The organism is Spongiactinospora sp. TRM90649 (assembly GCF_029382225.1).
GTDB lineage: Bacteria > Actinomycetota > Actinomycetes > Streptosporangiales > Streptosporangiaceae > Spongiactinospora.
In genome coordinates this window covers 165,331-188,372 of the sequence record NZ_JARLTC010000009.1, presented here as the reverse complement: position 1 = coordinate 188,372, position 23,042 = coordinate 165,331, and the positions used below count along the sequence as shown (strand labels likewise).

Sequence of the window (23,042 nt, the reverse complement as noted above, 5' to 3'; positions counted from 1 at the left end):
ACGGATATTGGTAGCATGGCCGGATGCCGCCCACGAATCCGGCCCGTCGCCGGGCGCTGGCCGACACCGCGATCGCCCTGCTGGCCTCGTCGGGGGTGCACGGGGTGACCCATCGCGCGGTCGAGAAGGCGGCCGGTGTCCCGCCGGGGACGGCCTCGAACTACTTCCGCAGCCGGGAGGCGCTGCTGGTGGCCGCGGCCGAGCGGGTCGCCGAGCTGCACCACGCCGAGCAGGCCGAGGCCGTCGAGCGGCCCGCCGCGCTGGCAGTTCGGCCGGCCGCGCCGGCCGAGCTGCTCACCGATTCGCTGTTCACGGCGGCGACCACGCTTCGGGACCGCTATCTGGCGATCTTCGAACTGCGACTGGAGGCCACGCGCAGCCCGGCCCTCGCGTCGGCGCTCGCGGGCCTTGCGGCCACGGCGGAGCACATCACGGTCGGGCAGCACGAAACGCTCGGTCTCACCGTCCCCCGCGAGCGGATTCCCATCCTGATCGCGCTCTACAGCGGTGCGCTGTTCACCCTGGTCGGCCTCCCGCCAGGTGCCGTCACCAGGGACGTCGTCCGCGACCTGGTCGAGGCCATGCTCTCCGGCTGCGCCGGCTAGTCGGCCGGGGGCTCGTCGAAGATCAGCCAGGTGCGGGTGGAGCGGACGCCCTCTACTGCGTGGATGCGGGCCAGGACGACGTCGCGCAGGGAGGCGTTGTCGGGGGTGCGGACGAGCATGACCAGGTCGACGTCGCCGCCGACGAAGGCCAGGTGCTCGATGTAGGGGATCTCGCGCAGCCGGGCGGCGATCTCGCGCCAGGAGTGCTGCTCCATGGTGACCAGCACGTACGCGCCCGTGGCCAGGCCCGCGCGGACCGGGTCCACGAGGGCGGTGAAGCCGGTGATGACGCCGTCGTCGATCAGGCGTTCCAGGCGTGTGTAGGCGTTGGAGCGGGAGACGCTGACCCGTTCGGCCAGCGCGCGGACGGAAAGACGGCCGTCGTCCCGCAGCGCCCGGATGATGGCCCGGTCGATGTCGTCGATAGGGGCGGCTGGACGACCGGCCGAACGTCCGATCGGATCGGAGGTCGGTGGGGCCTCGGGAGGCAACTGGTCCATGGAACCTCCTGATCTGGGCCGTACGTCCACACTTTTCCCTGGCTATTGAGACTAATGGCTCACCTGGCGCATATTCCTAGCACGGATCGCATTCGGAGGTGAACCCCATGACGGCTCGGGCAGAGACGCTGCTCCCCTCAGCGGAGCCCGTCCGCTACCTGACCGACACCGGCGCGCTGCGGCGCGGCCGGCATCCGCACCCCGCGCCGGACGACGAGCTGCTGCGCGCGGCCCACCGCGCGATGATCATCGGACGGCGGTTCGACGCGCAGGCCACCGCGCTGACCAAGCAGGGACGGCTGGCCGTCTACCCCTCCAGCCACGGCCAGGAGGCCTGCCAGGTGTCCGCCGCGCTCGTCCTCGGCGACGGCGACTGGCTCTTCCCCACCTACCGCGAGTCGGTCGCCCTGGTCACGCGCGGCATCGACCCGGTGGAGGTGCTCGCCCTGCTGCGCGGGGACCGGCACTGCGGCTACGACCCCGTGCTGCACCACGTTGCCCCGCAGTGCACGCCGCTGGCCACCCAGTGCGCGCACGCCGCCGGGGTCGCCTACGCCGAGCGCCGGAAGGGAACCGGGAAGGTCGCCCTGGCCTGCGTCGGCGACGGTGCCACCAGCGAGGGCGACTTCCACGAGGCGCTGAACTTCGCCGCCGTGTTCAAGGCCCCCGTGGTGTTCCTCGTGCAGAACAACCACTACGCCATCTCCGTCCCGCTGGAGCGCCAGACCGCCGCGCCGTCCCTCGCGCACAAGGGCATCGGCTACGGCATGCCCGCCGAACGCGTGGACGGCAACGACCCGGTCGCGGTGCTGGCCGTGCTCGCCGCCGCCGTCCGGCACGCCCGCGCGGGCAACGGCCCCTACCTGGTCGAGGCGCACACCTACCGGCTGGAGTCGCACACCAACGCCGACGACGCCACCCGCTACCGCGACGACGCCGAGGCCGACGAGTGGCGGGCCCGCGACCCGATCGCCCGGCTCGCGGGCCACCTGCGCCGCCGCCACCTGCTCACCGACGAAGACGAGGCCGCGTGGACGGCCGAGGCCGAGGAGTTCGCCGCGAGCCTGCGGACCCGGATGAACGCCGACCCCGAACTCGTCCCGCTCGGGCTGTTCGACCACGTCTACAGCGCGCCGACCCCGCAACTGGCCGAGCAGCGGGCGCTGCTGCGCGCCGAACTGCTGGCAGAGGAGGCACAGCCGTGATCAGCACGATCACCATGGCCCAGGCGCTCAACACCGCCCTGCGCGAGGCGATGCACGACGACGAGCGGGTCGTGGTGTTCGGCGAGGACGTCGGCGCGCTCGGGGGCGTGTTCCGGATCACCGACGGGCTGGCCGCCGCGCTCGGCGACGACCGCTGCTTCGACACCCCTCTCGCCGAGGCGGGCATCGTCGGCTTCGCCGTCGGCATGGCCATGGGCGGCTTCCGCCCGGTCGTGGAGCTGCAGTTCGACGCGTTCGCCTACCCGGCCTTCGAGCAGATCGCCTCGCACGTCGCCAAGATGCGCAACCGGACCCGGGGGAAGGTCGGGCTGCCGCTCGTCATCCGCATCCCGTACGGCGGCGGGATCGGCGGGGTGGAGCACCACTGCGACTCCAGCGAGGCGTACTACGCGCAGACGCCGGGGCTGAAGGTCGTCACCCCGGCGACCGTCCAGGACGCGTACTCGCTGCTGCGCGAGGCGATCGAGGACCCCGACCCGGTCGTCTTCCTGGAGCCGAAGAAGCTGTACTGGGCCAAGGCGGACGTCGAGCGGCTCACCCGCGCCGAGCCGTTCGGCCGGGCCGTCGTGCGGCGGGCGGGCGGCGACGCGACCCTCGTCGCGTACGGGCCGAGCGTCCCGGTCGCGCTGGAGGCCGCCGAGGCGGCCAAGGAGGAGGGCTGGGACCTGGAGGTCGTCGACGTCCGCACGATCGTGCCGTTCGACGACGTGACCGTCGGTGATTCCGTACGCCGGACCGGCCGCTGCGTGGTGGTCAGCGAGGCCGCGGGCTTCGCCGGGGTCGGCGCGGAGATCGCCGCACGGGTGCAGGAGCGGTGTTTCCACAGCCTGCGCGCGCCGGTGCTGCGGGTGGCCGGGTTCGACGTGCCCTATCCACCCCCGATGCTGGAGCGCCACCACCTGCCGAGCGTCGATCGCATCCTCGACGTGCTCGACCGCCTCCAGCGCGACGACCGGCCCGATACTCGTTACCTCCTGGACGGTGCCGCATGAGCGCGACGGTCTTCCGCCTGCCGGATCTCGGCGAAGGGCTGACCGAGGCGGAGATCCTGCGGTGGCGGGTGTCGGTCGGCGACACCGTGACGATCGACCAGGTCGTGGTGGAGGTGGAGACCGCCAAGGCGGCCGTGGACGTGCCGGTGCCGTTCGCCGGGACGGTCTCCGAGCTGTACGCCGAGGCCGGATCGGTACTGGGGGTCGGGTCGCCGCTGATCGCGGTGACCGTCCCGGCGGAACCGGCGGGCTCGGGCAACGTCCTCGTCGGGTACGGCACGACGACCGAAACCCGCCGCTCTCGCCGCCGCCGGGCGGCGCCTCCCTCATCCTCTGCCCCGGCGGGGACGGCCACGCGGGTCATCTCGCCCGTGGTGCGCCGCCTGGCCAGGGACAACGGCGTCGATGTCGAGACGCTCACCGGTAGCGGCGCGGGCGGCGTCGTGCTGCGGCAGGACGTCGAGACCGCCATCGCCGCCACCGAGATCCCAAGCGCCCCAAAGGTCCCGGAGGAGCGCGACACGGTCCGCGTGCCGATCACCGGCATCCGGCGGACCATCGCCGAGAAGATGTCCCGCAGCAGGCGGGAGATCCCCGACGCCACCACCTGGGTCGAGGCCGACGCCACCCCCCTGGTGCGCCTCAAGCACGACATCGGAGACGCCGACCCCGCCGCGCGGGTCGGGATGCTCGCCCTGTTCGCCCGGATCTGCCTGGCCGGGCTGCGCCGCTTCCCCGAGCTCAACGCCACCGTGGACACCGGGCGTCAGGAGATCGTCCGGATGTCGCGGGTGAACCTGGGCTTCGCCGCGCAGACCGACCGGGGCCTGGTCGTGCCGGTCGTCCGCGACGCCCACACGATGACCCTGGCCGAACTCGCCGCCGCCCTGCGCGAACGCACCGAGGCGGCCCGCGAGGGACGGCTGGCCCCGGCCGACCTCACCGGCGGCACGTTCACCCTCAACAACTACGGCGTGTTCGGCGTGGACGGCTCCACCCCGATCCTCAACCACCCCGAGGCCGCCATGCTCGGAGTCGGGCGGATCGCCCCCCGCCCCTGGGCGTTCGAGGGCGAGATCCGGCTGCGCGAGGTCACCCAGCTCTCCTTCACCTTCGACCACCGCGTCTGCGACGGCGGCGTCGCGGGCGGGTTCCTCCGGTTCGTCGCCGACTGCGTCGAGCGCCCGGAGGTCCTGTTCACCCACATGTAGGCCACACGTGAGGCCGGGTCAGCCGTCGAAGTCCAGGGTGATCTCGTCGGAGTCGGGGACCGACTGGCAGGTCAGCACGAACCCGGCGGCGATCTCCTCCGGTTCGAGCGCGAAGTTGCGCCGCATGTCCACCCGCCCGCTGACGACCTTGGCCCGGCAGGTGCCGCAGACCCCGCTCCGGCACGCGTACGGCGCGTCGGGGCGGACCCGGCGCGCGGCGTCGAGCAGCCGGGTCTCGCGGGTGGCGCGGAGGGTGGTCGCCCGGCCGTCCAGGGTGATCGTCACCGCGCACTCGCCCCCGGTCGCCTCCTCGCCGTGCCGCCGGGGCGCGGGGGGCTCGTCCCCGACGTAGAACAGCTCCTGGTGGATCCGCTCCCGTGGCACGCCCAGCTCGCCGAGCACGTCCCGCGCGCCGGTGACCAGGCCGAGCGGCCCGCACAGCCACCAGTGGCCGACCTCGTCCACGGGGTAGAGGCGGGGGAGCAGCTCGGCGAGGGCGGCCCGGTCGAGCCTGCCGCCGAGCCCGGCCTCCCTGGGCTCTCTGCTCAGCACGTGCGTGACCTCGCAGCGGTCCAGGTGGGCGTCCTTCAGGTCGGCCAGCTCGTCGGCGAACATCACCGTCCGGCCCCGGCGGTTGCCGTACAGGACGGACACGCGGGCCTCCGGGTCGCGCAGGACGGCGGCGGCGATGGACATCATCGGCGTGATGCCCGAACCCGCCGCGATCAGCACGTGGTGCCGCGTCCGGGCCAGGTCAGGGGTGAAGGACCCGGCGGGGGGCAGCGCCTCGATGACGTCGCCCGGCCCGACCTCGCGGACCAGCCAGGAGGAGAACAGCCCGTCGGGCACCTCGCGCACGCCGATGCGCGGGGCCTCGCCGTCGGGGGCGCAGATCGAGTACGAGCGGCGTTCCTCCCGGCCGTCCACCACGCGGCGCAGGGTCAGGAACTGCCCCGGCCGGAAGGCGAACGTGCCGGTCAGCTCGGCGGGCACGGCGAAGGTGATCGCGACTGCGTCGTCGCACAGCCGTTCGACCCGATCGACGGCGAGCGCGTGGAAACCGCTCATCTCAGATCTCCTTCACGCGTTCGAAGGGTTCGCCGCAGGCGTGGCAGCGGTGCAGGGACTTGCAGGCGGTGGAGCCGAACGCGGACAGCGTCACGGTGTCGGCCGAGCCGCAGCGCGGGCAGCGCACCAGGCGGTGGATCGGCCCGAGGTTCACCGGGCCGCCGGACGGGGGAGCGGGGGACGGCGGCGCGATCCCCGCCGCCCGGAGCTTCTCCCGGCCCGCCGCGCTGATCCAGTCGCTGGTCCACGGAGGGTCCAGGACCGTGCGGATCTCGACCCGGGTGAACCCCTCCTCGGCCAGCCGGGCGCGCAGGTCGTCGCGCATCGCCTCGATCGCCGGGCAGCCGGTGTAGGTGGGTGTGATGGCCACCACGACCAGGCCGTCCGGGCGTTCGGTCACCTCGCGCAGCACGCCGAGATCGGCCAGGGTCAGCACCGGCAGCTCGGGGTCGGTCACCGTCTCGGCGACCTGCCGTGCCGTCGGTGCCGTCGAGGCCGTCGGTGCCCCCGATGCCGTCACCATGTGGCGTCCGGGTGGGCGCGGGCGACGCCCTGCAGTTCGCCGAGCAGCCCGGCCATGGGGGCGGAGTGCTCGCCGTACCGGCCGGTCCCGCCGTCCGGCGGTGGGCCGAGGGGGCGGTGGCGCAGGGTGGCGGCCGTCGCCACCGTGGTCAGGACCTCGTCCAGCGCGGCACGCGCGGCGGCCGGGTCGGCGCCGATCCCGGCCCCGGCCATCCGCCGCTCGACGGGGTGCGCGTGCAGCAGTTCGGCGGCGTCGTCGAGGGCGTCGTCCCAGGCCCGCTGGGCGCGCTCGCGGGACAGGTCGGTGCCGTCGCCGAGCCGGACCATCCACTGGGCGGCGTGGTCGCGGTGGTAGGCGAGCTCCTTGACGCCCTTCTTGGCCACGGCCGCCAGCTCGGGGTCCCGCGAGGCGGTCAGCGCGCCGAACAGCGCGAGCCGCCATGCGGAGAACACCAGGAGCCGGGCCATGACGACGGCGAAGTCCCCGCTCTTCTCGACGAACCGCACGTTGCGGAACTCCCCGGCGTCGCGAAAGAAGGCCAGCCGGTCCTCGTCCGCCTCGGAGCCGCCCGCGCGGGCCAGCAGCAGGCGGGCCTGGCCGAGCAGGTCGAGCGCGATGTTGGCCAGGGCCACCTCCTCCTCCAGCTCGGGGGCGTGGGTGCACCACTCCTGGAGGCGATGCGACATGATCAGCGCGTCGTCGCCCAGCATCAGGCAGTACTGCGCCAGTTCCTCAGATATGGGGGACATCTTCGGGAATCTCATAGAAGGTCGGGTGGCGATAGATCTTGTCGGCGTTGGGGGCGAAGAACGGGTCGCGCTCCTGCGGGCTGGAGGCGGCGATGTGCTCGCTCCTGACCACCCAGATGCTCACGCCCTCGTCCCTGCGGGTGTAGAGGTCGCGGGCGTTGTGCAGGGCCATGGCCTCGTCGGCGGCGCGCAGCGAGCCCGCGTGCACATGGCTCAGGCCGCGCCTGGCCCGGACGAAGACCTCCCACAGCGGCCAGCTCATGCCGCCCGCCCGGCGCTCTTGGCGGCGTGCGCCGCCGCGGCCTCGCGGACCCAGGCGCCGTCCTCGTGCGCCGCCCGGCGCACCGCGACCCGCTCGGCGTTGCAGGGGCCGTCGCCGCCGACCACGCGGCGGAACTCCGCCCAGTCGATCTCGCCGAAGTCGTGCCGGCCGCGCTCGGCGTTCCAGCGCAGCTCCGGGTCGGGCAGGGCGACGCCGAGCGCGTCCGCCTGCGGCACGCTCATGTCCACGAACCGCTGGCGCAGCTCGTCGTTGGTGTGCCGCTTGATCTTCCAGGCCATCGACCTGGCGGAGTTGGGGGACTCGCCGTCCGGGGGGCCGAACATCATCAGCGCGGGCCACCACCAGCGGTCCACCGCGTCCTGGACCATCTCGCGCTGCGATCCGGTGCCGCGCATCATGGTCATCAGCAGCTCGTAGCCCTGCCGCTGGTGGAAGGACTCCTCCTTGCAGATGCGGATCATCGCCCGCGCGTACGGGCCGTAGGAGGTGCGGCACAGCGGCACCTGGTTGCAGATCGCCGCGCCGTCCACCAGCCAGCCGATCACGCCCACGTCGGCGAACGTCAGCGACGGGTAGTTGAAGATCGAGGAGTACTTCTGGCGTCCGGACATCAGCGCGTCGGTGAGGTCGTCCCGGTCCGCGCCGAGGGTCTCGGCCGCCGCGTAGAGGTAGAGGCCGTGGCCGGCCTCGTCCTGGACCTTGGCCAGCAGGATCGCCTTGCGGCGCAGCGAGGGCGCCCGGGTGATCCAGTACCCCTCCGGCTGCATGCCGATGATCTCCGAGTGGGCGTGCTGGGCGATCTGCCGGATCAGCGTCGCCCGGTAGGCGTCCGGCATCTCGTCGCGGGGCTCCACCCGCTGGTCACGTGCGATGATCGCGTCGAATCCGGTCATCGGGTCACTCATCGGGTCACTCATCTGGCCCTCACTTCCGCACCATGGTGAGCACGTCGTAGGCGGCGACCACGGCGCCGTCCTGGTTGGTGACCCGGGTGTCCCAGCGGACCTCGCCGTGCTCGGCGTCCTCCCGGGGCGTGATCTGCTTGGCGGTGAGTGTGACGCTCAGCTCGTCACCGGGGTAGACCGGGGTCAGGAACCGCAGGTTCTCCAGGCCGTAGTTGGCCAGCACCGGCCCCGGATCGGGGTCCACGAACAGCCCGGCGGCCAGTGAGACGACCAGGTAGCCGTGCGCGACCCGGCCGTCGAAGAACGGGTTGGCGGCGGCGGCCTCCTCGTCCATGTGCGCGTAGAAGGTGTCGCCGGTGAACTCGGCGAAGTGCTCGATGTCGGCGAGCGACACCGTGCGCGGCCCGGCGGTCACCGAGTCGCCGACCCGCAGTTCGCCCAGGTGCTTGCGGAACGGGTGGACGCCCTCGGCGCGCGGCGCGCCCTGGGTCCACCTGCCGGTGAGCGCGCTCATCATGGCCGGACCGGCCTGGATCGCCGTCCGCCGCATGTGGTGCAGCACGCCCCGGACGCCGCCGAGCTCCTCGCCGCCCCCGGCCCGGCCGGGACCGCCGTGCACCAGCATCGGCAGCGGCGAGCCGTGGCCGGTGGACTCCCGCGCGTCCTCGGCGTTGAGCACCAGGATCCGCCCGTGCCAGGGCGCCGCGCCGAGGACGACCGTGCGGGCGAAGCCGGGGTCGGCCGTGACCACGGACGCCACCAGGCTGCCCCGGCCGCGTGCGGCCAGCTCCACCGCGTGCGCCGCCGAGTGGTACGGCACCAGCGTGGCCACCGGCCCGAACGCCTCCACCTCGTGCACCTCGCCGCGCGCGGGATCGCCCGCCGAGAGCAGGATCGGCGACAGGAACGCGCCGCGCTCGGCGTCCGCGCCCAGCGCGTCCACCCGGTCGGGCGTGCCGTGCACGACGGTCGCCGCGTCCATCAGGCTCTTGAGCGCGCAGCGGACCTCCTCGCGCTGCTCGCGGCCGGCCAGCGGGCCCATCGTGACCTCCGGGTGCGCCGGGTCGCCGACCCTGACGGCCGCAAGCCGTTCCCTGGTCGCCTCGGCCACCGCGTCCAGCAGATCGGCCGGGACGATGGCCCGGCGGATCGCGGTGCACTTCTGGCCGGCCTTCACCGTCATCTCCGTGACGAGCTGCCCGACGTACAGGTCGAACTCGGTCGTGCCGGGCCGGGCGTCGGGGCCCAGGACGGCGCAGTTGAGCGAGTCGGCCTCGGCGTTGAACCGCACGGAGCGGCCGGAGATCGCCGGGTGGTCGCGCAGCCGGGCGGCGGTGGCGGCCGAGCCGGTGAACGCCACCAGGTCCTGCTCGGTGAGGTGGTCGAGCAGGTCTCCGGCCTCGCCGCACAGGAGCTGCAGGGTTCCGTCGGGCAGCACGCCCGACTCGACGGCCAGCTCGACGAGCCGGGCGGTGAGGTAGGCGGTCGGGGTGGCGGGCTTGACCAGGCTCGGCATCCCGGCGAGGAAGGCGGGCGCGAACTTCTCCAGCGGTCCCCAGACGGGGAAGTTGAAGGCGTTGATCTGCACCGCGACGCCCGGCATCGGCGTGCACAGATGGCGGCCGACGAACGTGCCGCCCTTGCTCAGCGGCTCCGTCTCGCCTTCCACCAGCACCGTGTCGTTGGGCAACTCGCGGCGGCCCTTGCTCGCGTAGGACAGCAGCACGCCGATCCCGCCGTCCACGTCGACGCGGGAGTCGGCGGGGGTGGCGCCGGTGCGGGCCGACAGCGCGTACAGCTCCTCGCGGTGCTCGCGCAGGAACAGGGCGAGCCGCTTCAGCAGCGCGGCGCGCTGGTGGAAGGTCAGCTCGCGCAGGGCGGGGCCGCCGGCGCGGCGGCCGTAGGCGAGCGCCGCCGCCCGGTCGACGCCCGCCGCCGAGACGCGCGCCACCTCCTTGCCCGTCACCGCGTCGAGCACCGGGCGGCCTTCGTCGGACGGGACCTGCCAACGACCCGAGACGAAGCTCCGCAGTGGGATCACCCTGGCCACCTCCATTAACTGACCGGACGTTCGGTTAGTAATGTAACCCGCCGGGTGCGCCCGGCGGAAGCCCTGGTCCATGGGCCCATAATGAAAAGCGTGCCGACCGTGGACTCAAGCCGCCCGCGCAGGGGACGCCCCGGATACAACCGGGAGACCCTGCTCCAGGTGGCGGTCCAGGTCTTCAACGAGCGCGGCTACGACGGCACCAGCATGGACGACCTGTCCAAGAAGCTCGGCATCTCCAAGGCCGCCATCTACCATCACGTCGCGAGCAAGGACGAACTGCTGCGGCTGGCCGTCGATCACGCCCTGGACGGCCTGTTCGAGGCCGCGGCCGACGCCGCAGCGCGCCAGGCCCCCGCGATCGACCGGCTCGACCACCTGATCCAGGGCAGCGTCGCGGTGCTGGTCGAGCGGCTGCCCTTCGTCACCCTGCTGCTGCGGGTGCGCGGCAACACCGAGGTCGAGCAGCGCGCGCTGGCGCGGCGGCGGCGGTTCGACCGGCTGGTGGCCGAACTCGTCGCCGAGGCCAAGGACGACGGCGACATCCGGGTCGACGTCGATCCCGCCATCGCCGCCCGGCTGCTGTTCGGCATGATCAACTCGGTGGTGGAGTGGTACCGCCCCGGTGAGCCGACCGGGGCGGCCGGGCTCGCCGCGGCCGTCCGCGCGATGGCGTTCGACGGCCTGCGGCGATAAGGCGTATCGGGAGCATCACTCGCCCACGTACACCGGCTCCCTTCCCTCGCGCATGGCGGTGAGCCGCTCGGCGAAGTCACGCGTGTTCAGCAGCCGGTAGAGGGTCGGCACCAGCTCGGCGAGGACCTGCTGGGCGTGGCCCTCCCAGGCCCGCCGTCCCAGCCGGAGCGTCTCGCGGACGGCGAGCGGCGGGTGCGTCGCGATCCGCTCCGCCAGCTCGACCGCGCGCGGCACCTGCTCGCCGGGCGCGACGACCTCCTGAACCAGCCCGAGCCGGAACGCCTCCGCCGCGTCCCAGCTCTCCCCGGTGAGGATCCACCGCATGGCGTTGCCCCACCCCGCCGTGAGCGGCATGCGCGCGCCGCCGCCGCCCGCCGGGGAGGTTCCCCGGCTGACCTCGCCCTGGCCGAATCTGGCGTCGGACGCGGCGATCCGGATGTCGGCGGCCAGCATCAGCTCGTGCGCCATCGCGCCCACCGTGCCCTGCACCGCCACGACCAGCGGCTTGGACAGGCGCGTCGTCGTCCCGAACGGATTGATCAGCCCGGGCCCGTCGGCGCTGTACTCGCGGGCGCGCAGCACCGGCAGGAAACTCGTCGGGTCCAGTCCGGCGGAGAAGTCGCGGCCCTCCGCGTGCAGCACCACGACCTTCACCTGATCGTCGTTGTCGGCCCGGTGATAGGCCGCGCCCAGCGCCCGCAGCGCCGGGGGGTCGATGGCGTTGGCGGCCTCCGGCCGGTCGAGGCGGATGAGCGCCAGCCCGTCCCGCCGCTCGTAGTGCACGGCCTTGCTCTCGTTCATGATTCGGCTCCTGAGTGGACGGGGCTTCAGAGCGCGGGCCTGGGCAGCGGGGGCAGGGCGGCCTCGATCGCCTCGCCGATGGCCAGCAGCCGGGTGTCGGAGGCGGCGGGGCCGACGAGTTCCAGGCCGATCGGCAGGCCGTCGCCGGACAGGCCCGACGGAATCGACAGGCACGGCAGCCCCGCACTGCTCGGCGGGTCGGTGTTGCGGATGTAGGTGAGGAAGGTGTCCACTTCGACGCCGTTGAGCGGGACCGTGGCGTCCTGCCCCGAAGGCCGGTGCGGACGGGCGGGCAGCGGCGTCGTCGGGACCACGATGGCGCTCACCTCGTGTTCGACGAAGTAGCCGGCGTAGGCCGCGCGCAGCGCCGGGAGGTGCACCGTGAGCGCCTCCCGGTAGTCGGCGGCGGAGATCTGGTCCTCGCCGACGAGCGCGGAGAGCGTCTCGCGCACCGAGCCGATCGCGACCCACCCGACCAGGTCGCGGAAGTTCAGCGGCGCCGCGTGCTGGTAGAGATAGGCCGACAGCTCCCGGCCCACCTCGTACAGCACGATGGTGAAGGCGACCAGCTCGTTGAGCCGCCGCAGGTGCGGGATGTCCTGCTCGACCAGCACCGCGCCCCGCGCCGCGAGTTCGGCCAGCGCGCGTTCGGTCACCGCGGCCACGTCCGGGTCGAGGTCCTCGTAGAAGTACGCGGACGGCACGCCCAGCCGCAGCCCGGACAGGTCGGCCGTGGCCGACGGGTCCGCGCCGTCGGGGGAGCAGATGGAGTCGATCAGCCGCACGTCCGCCACGCACCGGGCGATCGGCCCGGCCGTGTCGCGGGTGGAGGAGATCGGCACGATGCCGCGCTGGTCGTAGCGCCCGTGGGTGGGGCGGAAACCGACACAGCCGCACAGCGCCGCCGGGATCCGGCAGGACCCGCCCGTGTCGGCCCCCAGCGCCGCCGGGACCAGCCCGGCCGCGACGCCCGCAGCGGTCCCGCCGCTGCTTCCTCCCACTATGTACGACTCGTTATAGGGGTTGCCCACCGTGCCGAACGCCGGGTTGTCGCCGGTCATCCCGAAGGACAGCTCGCCCAGCGCCTGCTTGCCCATCAGCGTGCCGCCCGCGTCGAGCAGCCGCCGCGCGATCGGCGCGTCCCGGCCCGGCCGCCAGTTACGCAGGCCCGGGGTGGCGGCCGTGGTGGGAAGGTGCGCGGTGCCGATGGAGTCCTTCAGCGCGAACGGCAGGCCGTACAGCGGGCCGGCCGGCTCCGGGCCGTCGTTCAGCGAGCGCCGGATGAGGCCGGGATCGTGGGTGATGTAGGTGTTCAGGTGCGACAGCCGGGTGGTGCGCTCGATCAGCGCCTCCACATAGTCGTCGATCTTCAGCGCGCCGTCGCGCAGCAGGCGGACGGCCTCGACGGCCGTCAGCCAGTGCGGTTCCTTCCGCATGCCCGCCGCCTACAGCACGACGCGGAACGCGAACGGGACCATGCCGTGCTTGCGCATGATCGCCGGGACCAGCAGCATGATCGCCTCCGGTCCCCGCGCGGTGGTGATGCCCCCCAGGTCCTCGATCCACTCCGCGGGCCAGCCGAGGTCCCCCAGCAGCTCGGTGACGACCTTCTTGGCGGCGTCGTCGTCACCGGACAGGAACACGTTCGGCGAGCTCTTGAGCCGGTGCGGATCGACCATGACCGGGAAGACCATGGTGTTCAGGGTCTTCACCACCCGCGTCTCCGGCAGGACGGCCTGCAGGTGCTCGGCCACGCTGCTGTTGGGGTAGCAGAGGCCGCCCGGCATGCCGTCCGGCCCGTGCTCCGTGGCGTTGGACACGTCGATCAGGATCTTCCCGGACAGCTCGTCGCGCAGCGCGGTGAGCCGTTCCAGGGAGGTGTCGCCGGGGGTCGCGTTGACGACCACCGAGGCGGCCCGCGCGGCGTCGGCGGGGCTCGCGACCTTCACCGCCGGGCCCGCCCACCTGGCGGAGACCTCGGTGACGTTCCTGCTGCCGATGGTGATCTGGTGCCCGGTTTCGGCGAACTTGGCGGCCAGGGTGCCACCCACGCGCCCGGAACCGAGAACGGCGATGTTCGTCAAGGTGTGCTCCTCAAGAAGAGTCGGATCTTCATTGCCGGAATGGTGGATGGGGGGCTCAGCCGTTCTGGGCGAGCCAGGCGTCGGCCTTGGCCAGCGTCGCGGCGCGGTCGAAGGCGTTGACGGGCGCGAGCACGTCCCGCGCCAGGAACGTGTTCAGATCGACGGAGGCGTCGATCACCCCGGCCTCTTTCAGGAGGCTCTGCGCGTTGCTCCAGCGATCCGCCTTGATCTCGCCGAAGTTCTTCCCGTCGAAGGGTGCCAGGGTCTTGGCCAGCTCCGCGAGCAGGCCCCTGCTCTTCTCCGGCTCGCCCCACTCCTCCGGGGCGGCCTGCCGGGCGGCGGCCTCCGCCACCTTCGGGCGTTCCAGGCCGACGTAGGTGCCCCTGGCCATCGCCCGGAAGAACCGCACCAGCGCGTCGCCCTGCTTCAGGCTCTCGGCGCGCACGATGTAGCCGCCGACCGGCAGGCCCTCCAGGCCCTCGGGGGTGATGTCGCGCACCGGCAGCCCGGCCTCGTCGAAGGCGAAGAAGTCGGTGAGCGTCCCGGCGTAGGCCGCGATGCGCCCGGACTCCAGGGTCTGCGCCACCGACGGGCTGCCCGGCCCGACCATCGTGGTCTCGACGTCGCCGATGGTCATGCCGGCCTTCCGCAGGACGGCGGTCAGGTACGCGCGGTCCTGGTCGGGGGAGGCCAGGCCGACGTTCTTCCCCGCAAGGTCGGCGACCGTCTTGACGCCGCTCTTTTCCGGGACGACGAGGCCGACGAGGAAGCCGTTGCCGCCGGTCCGCTCGTCGTACGGCATGCGCAGCTCGTCCGTGCGGAGCGCCGCCGTGATCGCGTCCGTGGCCGCGACCAGGCCGATGTCGGCCTTGCCGTTCTGCACCAGCCCGGCGATCGGGATGCTGTCCACCACCGGGGCGAGCGTGACGGTCAGGCCCTCGTCCTTGAAGAAGCCGAGCTTCTCCGCGATGACCTGGTTGAAGGTGAACAGCGAGTTGGGGGCGGGGGTGGCGAGGGTGAGCCTGCCGTCCGAGCCGCCGGTGGCGGCGCCGGTGCCGCCGCAGGCGGACAGCGCGATGATCAGCAGGAGTGTGAGCAGAACGGGTGTTGGCCGAGATCTTGTCATGGCACCTTCTCCGCCGTGACGGCCGCCGGCGGAAGCAGCCGCTGGAAGCGCCTGCTCCGGCTTCTTGACTTGCGGGTGAGCCTGCCGGGGTGCCGCCAGAACACCACGACGTGGTCGATGAGGTTGATCGCCCCGTACAGCAGCAGCCCCATCGCGGTCAGGATCAGCACCACCGCGAACGCGTCGTCCTGGTTGAGCTGTGCGGTGTGCCGCTGGATGAGGAAGCCCAGCCCCTCCTGCGCCGAGACGAGTTCGGCGACGACCGCGCCCGCCAGCGCCAGGGTGAGCCCGATCCGCAGCCCGGCGAAGATCATCGGGGCGGCGGTGGGCAGCAGCAGGCCGGTGAAGGTCTTCTTCTTCCCGGCGCGCAGCGAGCGGAACAGCTCCTCGGCGTCCGGGTCCGGGGTGAGCAGGCCGGTGAGCGCGTTGACGAAGATCGGGAAGAAGGCGATCATGCCCGCGATGACGATCTTCGAGGTGTAGCCGAAGCCGAACGCCGAGATCAGGATCGGCGCGATCGACAGCATCGGCAGGATCTGCAGCGTCACCGCGTAGGGGTAGATCATCTGCCTGAGCAGCGAAGACGAACCCGCCGCGACGGCCAGCCCGACCCCCAGCACCGCCGCCAGGGCGAAACCGGCGAGCGTCTCGTACAGGGTGGTCGCCAGATGCGGCCAGACCAGCCCGCCGGCGAAGTGCTCGTAGACGGAGACGACGACCTCGCCCGGCCTGGGCAGGATCAGGTCGCTGACCCAGCGCCGGGTGTTCGCCAGATCCCACAGCACCACGATCACCGCGAACAGCGCGATCGGCGGGATCAGCCGCCTGTGGGACGACCTGGCCCCGGCGGCGGCGAACGAGGTCGGCCCGGCGGTCACTCCGGACACCCGCCTTCGGCCCGGACGCGGCCGAGGCCGTCCCGCACGGTCAGCGCGAGCTCCTGGAACTCGGGCGTGTGCACCACCGAGATCGGACGCGGCCTGGGCAGCGGGATCGCCACGTCGGCGGCGATCGTGCCCGGCCTGGCCGTCATCACCACCACGCGGTCCGCGAGCAGCACGGCCTCCGAGACGCTGTGCGTGACCAGGATCGTCGCCGAGGCCGCGCGCCCGTGGATCTCCGCCAGTTGGGTGTTCAGCAGTTCCCTGGTCAGCTCGTCGAGCGCGCCGAAGGGCTCGTCCAGCAGGCGGACCTTCGCCCCGCTCATCAGCAGCCGGGCCAGGGCCACGCGCTGCTGCATGCCCCCGGAGAGCTGCCGGGGGAAGTGGTGCTCGAAGCCGGAAAGGTGGAAGAGCCGCAGCAGCCGGGCGGCCTCCGCCACGTCGTCGCCGCCGATCCCGCGGTGCATCCGCACCGGGAGCAGGACGTTCTCCAGGGCCGTCCGCCACTCCAGCAGGGCGGGACGCTGGAACATCATGCCGACGTCCGCGCGCGGCGCGGTGACCTTCTCGCCGTGGACCTCGACCGAACCGGACGTGCCGGGCACCAGCCCGGCGATGATGCGCAGCAGCGTGGACTTCCCGCAGCCGCTGGCGCCGACGATGGCGACGAACTCGTCGGCCGCCACGGTGAGGCTGAGGTCGTGGACGGCGTCGAGCCCGTTGTCGAAGCGTTTGCCCACGCCGCTCAGGCGCACGGCGGTTCTGGTGGCTTTCGTGGTGACCGGGAAACCGGATCTGGTGTTGATGGGAGCCTCCTGCGATAGCGACCGGTGACCGCCGGCCGGGTGGCCGTCTCAGCCGGACGCGGCCGGACGCGGGCGTTCGTCGACGATCCGGCGCACCTTGCCCGTCGAGCGCTCGATCTCGCCCGGGGAGACGACCTCGACCGCGACGGTCACCCCGACGCTGTTCTTGATCGACGCGCGTAGACGGCCGGCGGCGGACACCGCCGTGCGGGCGAGGACGCCCTCACGGCGTTCCACCCGGACGGTCAGCGCGTCGAGGGGACCTTCCCGGGTCAGCACGCACTGGAAGTGCGGCGCGAGCTCGGCCGTGGCCAGCAGCAGTTCCTCGATCTGGGTGGGGAAGAGGTTCACTCCGCGAAGGATGATCATGTCGTCGGTGCGGCCCGTGATCCGCGCCATCCGGCGCATCGGCCTGGCCGTCCCCGGCAGCAGCCGGGTCAGGTCGCGGGTGCGGTAGCGGATCACCGGCATGGCCTGCTTGGTCAGCGAGGTGAAGACCAGCTCGCCCTCCTCGCCGTCCGGCAGGACCGCGCCGGTGACCGGATCGACCACCTCGGGGTAGAAGTGGTCCTCCCACACGTGCGGGCCGTCCTTGGTCTCCACGCACTCCTGGGCGACGCCGGGGCCGATGACCTCCGACAGCCCGTAGATGTCCACGGCGTCGATGCCGAGGCGTTCCTCGATCTCCCGCCGCATCTCGTCCGTCCACGGCTCGGCGCCGAAGATGCCGACCCGCAGGGACGTCGAGCGGGGATCGACCCCCTGGCGTTCCATCTCCTCGATCAGCGCGAGCGTATAGGAGGGGGTGGCCGAGATGATGTCCGGCCGGAGATCCCTGATCAGCAGCACCTGGCGCTCGGTCATCCCGCCGGAGACCGGCACCACCGTGCAGCCCAGCCTCTCCGCGCCCGCGTGCAGCCCGAGGCCGCCGGTGAACAGGCCGTAGCCGTAGGCGTTGTGCAGCAGGTCGCCGGGACGTCCGCCCGCCGCCCGGATGCTCCTGGCCACCACCGCGGCCCAGAGGTCCAGGTCGTCGCGGGTGTAGCCGACGACGGCGGGCCGTCCCGTGGTGCCCGATGACGCGTGGACGCGTACGACCGTCTCCCGGGGGACGGCGAACATGCCGAACGGGTAGTTCGCCCGCAGGTCGTCCTTGGTGGTGAACGGCAGGGCGGACAGATCCGACAGCTCGCGGATGTCGTCGGGGTGCACGCCGGCCGCGTCGAGTACGCGGCGGTAGTGGGGGACGTTCTCGTAGGCGTGCCGTACCGACCAGCGCAGCCGCCCGAGTTGCAGGGCGCGCAGTTCGTCGACGGTCGCCGTCTCGATGGGCTCCAGGCTCGCGGTGGTCATCGGCTGCCTTCCCGTTCGGGGGATGGGGGGTGACGGTGGCGCTAGGCGAAGATCTCCGAAATCCGGTCGAACTCCTTCTCGTCGAGCCGGATCCGCATGGCGTCCGTGACGGCGTCCCACTGCGCGGAGGTGCTCGGCGCGACGATCGGCGCGGTCACCCCAGGGTGATCGCGCAGCCAGGCCAGGGCCAGCCCGGACACGCTGGTCAGCCGTTCGCGGGCGATCTCCCGCAGCGCGGCCACCCGCTCCAGGTTCTCCGGCGAGTGGAACCCCTTGTAGTACATGTCCCCGGCCACCGCGATCCGGCTGCCCGCCTGCGGGGGCGCCCCGTCGAGATACCGCTCGGACAGTACCCCGCCGGCGAGCGGCGAGAACGGCGTGTACCCGATCCCCTCCCGCATCACCAGGGGCAGCAGCTCCGCCTCGTCCGCCCGGTCGAGCAGGTTCAGCCGGTTCTCGACCGACACGGGCCGGGGCAGCCCCCGCGCGTCCGCCGCGTGCAGGATGGACTCCAGCCGCTGACGGCTGACGTTGCTGACGCCGTACGCGCCGATCGTCCCCGCCTCCTGGGCGGCGGCGAACGCCTCGATGGTCTCCTCGATCGGCGTGACCGGGTCGGGCGCGTGCGACAGGTAGAGATCGACGCGCCCCAGGCGCTCCACGCTCTGCGCCAGTTGCCGGGCGATGTGCTCCCCGGACAGGTCGATGCCGCGCGAGCCGTCCGGCCTGCTGACCAGGCCCACCTTCGAGGCCACCAGCAGGTTCTCCGGCCGCCGGTCGCGCAGCCAGCGCCCGACCACCTTCTCGCTCTCGCCGCCGCCGTAGGAGTCGGCCGTGTCGATGAGGTTGAGCCCGAGCGCGACGGCCTCGTCGAGCCGCTCGAATCCCTGCTCGGCGCTCAGGCCGAAGGCGCGTGTCTTCACCGACGCGCCGACGCCCCCGATGGAACCGGCGCCGAAGACGAACTCACTGACCTCGATGCCCGAAGCGCCGAGGGGGACCTTACGCATGCTGTTCCTTCCTGTCGCCTGTTGTGTGTTCCCGGGCCGCCGTCAGGCGATCGCCGAAAGGATCTCGACGGCGGCCGGATGCATCGCCGGAGTGGTCGCGAGGAAGTCGTCGCTGTCCAGGCTCCACGGCCTGCCGTGCGTGTCGGTGACGACGCCGCCCGCCTCCGCGACGAGCAGGGAGCCCGCGAGCAGCCCCGAACGCACCTGGCTGAACTGCCAGAACGCTTCCATCCGGCCCGCCGCGACCTGGATCAGTTGCAGCGTGGCCGGGACCGACACCCGGATCACCATCGCGCGGTTGAGCATCGCGGTGACGGACGCGCCGATGCGCGCGAAGGTCTCCGCCGACTCGCCGGGCTTGGCCTGGCCGGTGCCGACCAGCGCGCCCTCGATGCCCGTCTTGGGGGAGTGGCGCAGCGGGACGCCGTCCAGGAACGCGCCGCCCGACCGGACCCCCGTGTAGGTCTCACCGGTCAGCGGCAGATGGACCACGGTCACGATCGGCACGTTGTCGCGCACCAGCGTGGCCGTGACCCCCCACTCCGGCATGCCGTGCACGTGGTTGATGTTGCCCTCGATCGGGTCGGTCACCCACCACTCGCCAGGGGGCAGCGGCCCGCTCTCCAGCTCGTCATCGACCCACCCGGCCTGCGGGCGCAGCCCGGTCAGCTCCGGACGGAGGACGGCGAGCGAGGCCGCGTCGTTCGCGTAGATGCCGGCCACGACCTCGTCGCGCCCGGCGAGGCGCGGGGCGGTGTCGAAACGTTCGAGCATGCGCGCCCCGGCGGACCGCACCGCCGAGGCGACCTTCTCCACCAGCGCCCGATCCTCCGCCACGGCGTGATCCAACGTCATACGGACTCCCTGTGCTGAGAACGGGCGGGCTCGATCGGCGTGACGATCCCCGACCGCGCTTCGATGACCTCTGCGGCGGCGAACACGGCTTCCTCCTCGAAGGCCCGCCCGATCACCTGGACGCCGACGGGCGCGCCCGCCGAGCCGAGCACCGCCGGTTGGCCGAGCGCGGGCAGGCCGAGCACCGGGACCGACATGGACGGCCACTGCCGTCCCATCAGCTCCGCCGTCCGCTCCGCGGACTCGGCGTCGGCGCCCATCGCGAACGGCGGCTCGCCGGACACCGGTGTCAGGACGAGCGGGTACTGGTCCATGAACATGGACATCTCGCGGCGGAGCATGCCGCGCCGCGCCCATCCGGCGACGAAGGCCGGCAGGTCGACCACGCCGAACTCCTCGCGGTAGGCGGCGAACATCAGGTCGAAGAACCTGCGGAAATCCGGATCGCCGACGCGTTCCACCTCGGCGACCATGCCGATCTGGAACTCGGTGAGCGCGAGCAGCCACCACAGCCGCGCGGCCTCGCCGAGCAGCGGCAGCTCGACCTCCTCGACCTGGTAACCGGCGTCGGCCAGCCAGGCGGCGGCCGTCCTGGTGGCCTCGGCGCTCTCCTTCGTCGTGGATCCCCGCAGCCCCGCGCCGCCGGTCCCGGTGACCACCGCGACCCTGCCGGGCTCCCTGGCGGCCGGGACCCGGCTGGTCAGCGCGACGGCCCTGGGATCCCTCGGATCGTAGGTCTCCATGGCCCGAAGCCCCAGGCGCAGATCGGCCACGGTCCGCGCGAGCGGCCCCTGCTCGACGAACGCCTGAACCGCCATCGGCGGATCATGGGACGGCGGGCCCGCCCAGCCCGGCACCCTCCCGCTGGTAGGCCGGATGCCCACGACCCCGCAGCACGCCGCCGGATACCGGATCGAGCCGCCGATGTCGCTGCCGTGTGCCAGCGCGCCCATGCCGAGCGCGACGGCGGCGGACGCGCCGCCGCTGGAACCGCCCGGCGTCACCGCCGGGTTCCACGGGTTGAGCGTCGTGCCGTACAGGTCGTTCTCGGTGGTCCACCGGGTGGCGAACGGCGGGCAGTTGGTGCGCCCGACGAAGATCGCCCCGGCGGACTGCCAGCTCGTCGCCTGCGGATCGGTCTCGGTCGCGATGTGGCCGGCGTACGCCGCGACCCCCTCGGTGGTGGCGAGCCCGGCCATGCCGGTGCTCACCTTGAAGGTCACCGGGACCCCGTGCAGCGGGCCGTCCGGGCCGTAGTGCCGAAGCCGGACGTCCGCCTCGCGCGCCGCGCTGAGCGCGTCGTCCGCGCGCACCTCGACGATCGCGTTCGCCTCCGGGTTGACCTCGGCGATCCGCGCGAGCATCGACCGGGTCGCCTCGACCGACGAGAAGGCGCCGGTGCGAACCCCGTGCGCGACGCTCGTGGCCGACATCTGCCAGATCTCCATGTTTCGGAGCCTAGGAGCGCCCTATGGCTATGGCCAGTGCATCTTTGGTAGGGCTAGATTTACCGTGGTGCACTTGGATCTGAACCTGCTGACCGCGCTCGACGCCCTGCTCGAAGAGAACAGCGTCGCGGGCGCCGCCGAGCGGCTGAACCTCTCGGCCCCGGCCATGAGCCGCACCCTGGGGCGCATCAGACGCCTGACGGGAGACCAGATCCTGGTGCGGACCGGCCGTACGATGATCCCCACCCCGCACGCCCTGGCGATCCGCGGCGAGGTCCACGACCTGGTGCAACGCGCCCGCGACGTGCTCGAACGCGAACACGAGCTGGACCTCGCCAACCTCAACCGGGTCTTCTCCGTGCGCGCCCACGACGCGGTCACCGCCGCCATCGGCCCCCGCCTGCTGGCCACCGTCCGCGAACAGGCTCCCGGCGTGGCCATCCGCCTGCTGGCCGAGGCGACCACCGACACCAACGAACTACGGCACGGCCGGGTAGACCTGGAGATCGGCTCCACCGAGCCCGACCTGCCGGAGATCACCCACATCACGGTCGCCCACGACCGCCTCGTCGCCGCCGTCGCCCCCGGCCACCCCTGCGCGACCGGCGACCTCACCGCCACCCGCTTCGCCTCGGCGGACCACGTCATCGTCTCCAGGCGCGGCCGCCTCCGCGACCCCCTCGACGACATCCTCGACGACCTCGGCCTGCGCCGGCGCGTCGTCGCCTCCGCCCCGTCGAGCACCGCCGCCCTCTACATGGCCGCCCGCACCGAACTCCTGGTCGTCGTCCCCGAGCACATGTGCGCCCCCACCCTGCGGGCCCTCGACCTGCGCACCAGACCCCTGCCCTTCGCCCTGTCCGCAATGCCGATCATCCTCGCCTGGCACCAGCGCTACGACAACGACCGCGCCCACACCTGGCTCCGCACCCTCATCCACCAGGCCCTCGCCCAGTAGTTCGCGATCGTGTTACGAGAGCATCTGAGCGGCCCCGGGTTGGCTAGCCTCAGCGGTATGTCCCTCGCTGCGTCGATTCCCAGCCCTGCCCAGGGGGTCTGGCATCTCGGATTCATTCCGATCCGGGCTTACGCGCTCTGCTTCATCGTCGCGATCGGCTTCGGCATCTGGCTGAGCGAACGCCGATGGCGTGCCCAGGGCGGTGAGAGGGGCACGATCGGCGACGTCGCCATCCCGGCGGTGATCTTCGGCCTGATCGGCGGCCGTCTCTACCATGTGATCGTCGACTGGCAGCTCTACTTCGGGCCGCGTGCGGTCAAGGAGCCCTACCAGGTCCTGTTCATCTGGGAGGGCGGGCTCGGCATCTGGGGCGCGGTGGCGCTGGGGGGTGTGGGCGTATGGCTGGCGTGCCGGCGGCGGGGCATGCCGCTCGGGCCGATCGCCGACGCGGTCGCACCCGGCATCGCGTTCGGCCAGGCCATCGCCCGCTGGGGCAACTGGTTCAACCAGGAGCTGTACGGCAGCCCGACCACGTTGCCCTGGGGCCTGGAGATCGACGTGGCCCACGGCGGCGAGCCCGGCGTGCTCTACCACCCGGCGTTCCTGTACGAATCGCTGTGGGACCTGGCCCTCGGTTTCGCGCTGATCCTGATCGGCCGGCGGCTGGCGCTGGGCCACGGACGGCTGTTCGCCGTCTACGTCGCCGGGTACACGCTCGGGCGCTTCTGGATCGAGGGCCTGCGGATCGACCCGGTGGGCGGAGTCGACCACGCCGCCACCTTCCTGGACCTGCGGGTCAACCAGTGGACCTCGATCGCGCTGTTCGCGGGCGCGCTGGTCTACCTGTGGATCGTCCGTGACAAGGTCACGGAGCCCGCCGAACGGAAGGAAACCGCCGACGCGCCCTGACGCCGT

At 72.5% G+C, this 23,042-nt stretch carries 24 protein-coding genes; 7 read left to right on the top strand and 17 right to left on the bottom strand.

All coding sequences use genetic code 11. The features are described from left to right. Nucleotides 1-23 precede the first annotated feature (23 nt). Nucleotides 24-605 carry a TetR/AcrR family transcriptional regulator gene (locus tag P3X83_RS13355; RefSeq protein WP_277305335.1) on the top strand — a complete coding sequence of 194 codons (582 nt, stop codon included), beginning with the start codon at nt 24-26 and terminating at the stop codon, nt 603-605. Here the strand turns inward: P3X83_RS13355 and P3X83_RS13350 are convergent. Then, nucleotides 602-1,105, bottom strand: a complete 504-nt coding sequence (locus tag P3X83_RS13350) for an Lrp/AsnC family transcriptional regulator (protein ID WP_277305334.1) — start codon at nt 1,103-1,105, stop codon at nt 602-604. The genes P3X83_RS13355 and P3X83_RS13350 overlap by 4 nt on opposite strands. A gap of 107 nt (nt 1,106-1,212) precedes the next feature. On the opposite strand from P3X83_RS13350, the gene pdhA reads away from it, so the two are divergent. The 3 genes from pdhA to P3X83_RS13335 are packed head-to-tail and all read left to right on the top strand — an operon-like array spanning nt 1,213 to nt 4,534. Then, nucleotides 1,213-2,310 (top strand): pyruvate dehydrogenase (acetyl-transferring) E1 component subunit alpha, encoded by a 1,098-nt coding sequence (gene pdhA / locus P3X83_RS13345; protein ID WP_277305333.1) that lies wholly within the window; start codon nt 1,213-1,215, stop codon nt 2,308-2,310. Between the two features lie 14 nt (nt 2,311-2,324). Further along, nucleotides 2,325-3,323: an alpha-ketoacid dehydrogenase subunit beta gene (locus P3X83_RS13340; RefSeq protein WP_277305427.1), complete on the top strand. Its 999-nt coding sequence runs from the start codon at nt 2,325-2,327 to the stop codon at nt 3,321-3,323. After that, a complete protein-coding gene (locus P3X83_RS13335; RefSeq protein WP_277305332.1) occupies nt 3,320-4,534 on the top strand; it encodes a dihydrolipoamide acetyltransferase family protein in 1,215 nt (404 codons plus the stop codon). Before P3X83_RS13340 ends, P3X83_RS13335 begins: the two co-directional genes overlap by 4 nt. 18 nt (nt 4,535-4,552) lie before the next feature. Here P3X83_RS13335 and paaE read toward each other — a convergent pair whose 3' ends face one another. The 6 genes from paaE to paaZ are packed head-to-tail and all read right to left on the bottom strand — an operon-like array spanning nt 4,553 to nt 10,103. Beyond that, complete coding sequence (paaE, locus tag P3X83_RS13330; RefSeq protein WP_277305331.1) at nt 4,553-5,602, bottom strand: 1,2-phenylacetyl-CoA epoxidase subunit PaaE; 1,050 nt, start codon at nt 5,600-5,602, stop codon at nt 4,553-4,555. A gap of 1 nt (nt 5,603) precedes the next feature. Next, entirely contained in the window at nt 5,604-6,125 is a 522-nt protein-coding gene (gene paaD / locus P3X83_RS13325) for a 1,2-phenylacetyl-CoA epoxidase subunit PaaD (protein ID WP_277305330.1), read from the bottom strand. Then, nucleotides 6,119-6,874, bottom strand: coding sequence for a 1,2-phenylacetyl-CoA epoxidase subunit PaaC (paaC, locus tag P3X83_RS13320; protein ID WP_277305329.1), 756 nt, complete (start codon nt 6,872-6,874; stop codon nt 6,119-6,121). Before paaC ends, paaD begins: the two co-directional genes overlap by 7 nt. Then, nucleotides 6,858-7,136 (bottom strand): 1,2-phenylacetyl-CoA epoxidase subunit PaaB, encoded by a 279-nt coding sequence (gene paaB / locus P3X83_RS13315; RefSeq protein ID WP_277305328.1) that lies wholly within the window; start codon nt 7,134-7,136, stop codon nt 6,858-6,860. Before paaB ends, paaC begins: the two co-directional genes overlap by 17 nt. Continuing rightward, nucleotides 7,133-8,062, bottom strand: coding sequence for a 1,2-phenylacetyl-CoA epoxidase subunit PaaA (gene paaA / locus P3X83_RS13310; RefSeq protein ID WP_277305327.1), 930 nt, complete (start codon nt 8,060-8,062; stop codon nt 7,133-7,135). Before paaA ends, paaB begins: the two co-directional genes overlap by 4 nt. Before the next feature lie 19 nt (nt 8,063-8,081). Then, on the bottom strand, nt 8,082-10,103 hold the full coding sequence (gene paaZ, locus P3X83_RS13305) for a phenylacetic acid degradation bifunctional protein PaaZ (protein ID WP_346742708.1): 2,022 nt from the start codon (nt 10,101-10,103) through the stop codon (nt 8,082-8,084). A 99-nt stretch (nt 10,104-10,202) separates the two neighbouring features. Between paaZ and P3X83_RS13300 the strand changes: the two genes are divergently transcribed. Continuing rightward, complete coding sequence (locus P3X83_RS13300) at nt 10,203-10,805, top strand: TetR/AcrR family transcriptional regulator (RefSeq protein WP_277305326.1); 603 nt, start codon at nt 10,203-10,205, stop codon at nt 10,803-10,805. Nucleotides 10,806-10,820: 15 nt separating this feature from the next. Here P3X83_RS13300 and P3X83_RS13295 read toward each other — a convergent pair whose 3' ends face one another. The 10 genes from P3X83_RS13295 to P3X83_RS13250 all read right to left on the bottom strand — a co-directional run bounded on the left by P3X83_RS13295 (nt 10,821) and on the right by P3X83_RS13250 (nt 21,169). Continuing rightward, the gene (locus P3X83_RS13295; RefSeq protein WP_277305325.1) at nt 10,821-11,606 is read right to left on the bottom strand and encodes a crotonase/enoyl-CoA hydratase family protein; all 786 of its coding nucleotides are present in this window, start codon (nt 11,604-11,606) and stop codon (nt 10,821-10,823) included. Nucleotides 11,607-11,632: 26 nt separating this feature from the next. After that, on the bottom strand, nt 11,633-13,042 hold the full coding sequence (locus P3X83_RS13290; RefSeq protein ID WP_277305324.1) for an amidase family protein: 1,410 nt from the start codon (nt 13,040-13,042) through the stop codon (nt 11,633-11,635). 9 nt (nt 13,043-13,051) lie between these two features. Continuing rightward, nucleotides 13,052-13,690, bottom strand: coding sequence for an NAD(P)-binding domain-containing protein (locus P3X83_RS13285; RefSeq protein ID WP_277305323.1), 639 nt, complete (start codon nt 13,688-13,690; stop codon nt 13,052-13,054). Nucleotides 13,691-13,745: 55 nt separating this feature from the next. Next, nucleotides 13,746-14,816 (bottom strand): ABC transporter substrate-binding protein, encoded by a 1,071-nt coding sequence (locus P3X83_RS13280; RefSeq protein ID WP_277305322.1) that lies wholly within the window; start codon nt 14,814-14,816, stop codon nt 13,746-13,748. Further along, complete coding sequence (locus P3X83_RS13275; protein ID WP_277305321.1) at nt 14,813-15,694, bottom strand: ABC transporter permease; 882 nt, start codon at nt 15,692-15,694, stop codon at nt 14,813-14,815. Before P3X83_RS13275 ends, P3X83_RS13280 begins: the two co-directional genes overlap by 4 nt. After that, a complete protein-coding gene (locus P3X83_RS13270) occupies nt 15,691-16,452 on the bottom strand; it encodes an ABC transporter ATP-binding protein (RefSeq protein WP_277305319.1) in 762 nt (253 codons plus the stop codon). Before P3X83_RS13270 ends, P3X83_RS13275 begins: the two co-directional genes overlap by 4 nt. Nucleotides 16,453-16,551: 99 nt before the next feature. Beyond that, a complete protein-coding gene (gene paaK / locus P3X83_RS13265) occupies nt 16,552-17,856 on the bottom strand; it encodes a phenylacetate--CoA ligase PaaK (protein WP_277305318.1) in 1,305 nt (434 codons plus the stop codon). A gap of 41 nt (nt 17,857-17,897) precedes the next feature. After that, nucleotides 17,898-18,866, bottom strand: coding sequence for an aldo/keto reductase (locus P3X83_RS13260; protein ID WP_277305317.1), 969 nt, complete (start codon nt 18,864-18,866; stop codon nt 17,898-17,900). Between the two features lie 42 nt (nt 18,867-18,908). After that, the gene (locus P3X83_RS13255) at nt 18,909-19,721 is read right to left on the bottom strand and encodes an inositol monophosphatase family protein (RefSeq protein WP_277305316.1); all 813 of its coding nucleotides are present in this window, start codon (nt 19,719-19,721) and stop codon (nt 18,909-18,911) included. Next, complete coding sequence (locus P3X83_RS13250) at nt 19,718-21,169, bottom strand: amidase (RefSeq protein WP_277305315.1); 1,452 nt, start codon at nt 21,167-21,169, stop codon at nt 19,718-19,720. The genes P3X83_RS13255 and P3X83_RS13250 overlap by 4 nt, the downstream gene beginning before the upstream one ends. Before the next feature lie 67 nt (nt 21,170-21,236). Here P3X83_RS13250 and P3X83_RS13245 point away from each other — a divergent pair, with 67 nt between their 5' ends. After that, complete coding sequence (locus tag P3X83_RS13245) at nt 21,237-22,127, top strand: LysR family transcriptional regulator (protein WP_277305313.1); 891 nt, start codon at nt 21,237-21,239, stop codon at nt 22,125-22,127. A gap of 57 nt (nt 22,128-22,184) precedes the next feature. Continuing rightward, nucleotides 22,185-23,036, top strand: coding sequence for a prolipoprotein diacylglyceryl transferase (gene lgt / locus P3X83_RS13240; RefSeq protein WP_277305311.1), 852 nt, complete (start codon nt 22,185-22,187; stop codon nt 23,034-23,036). Nucleotides 23,037-23,042: the final 6 nt, after the last annotated feature.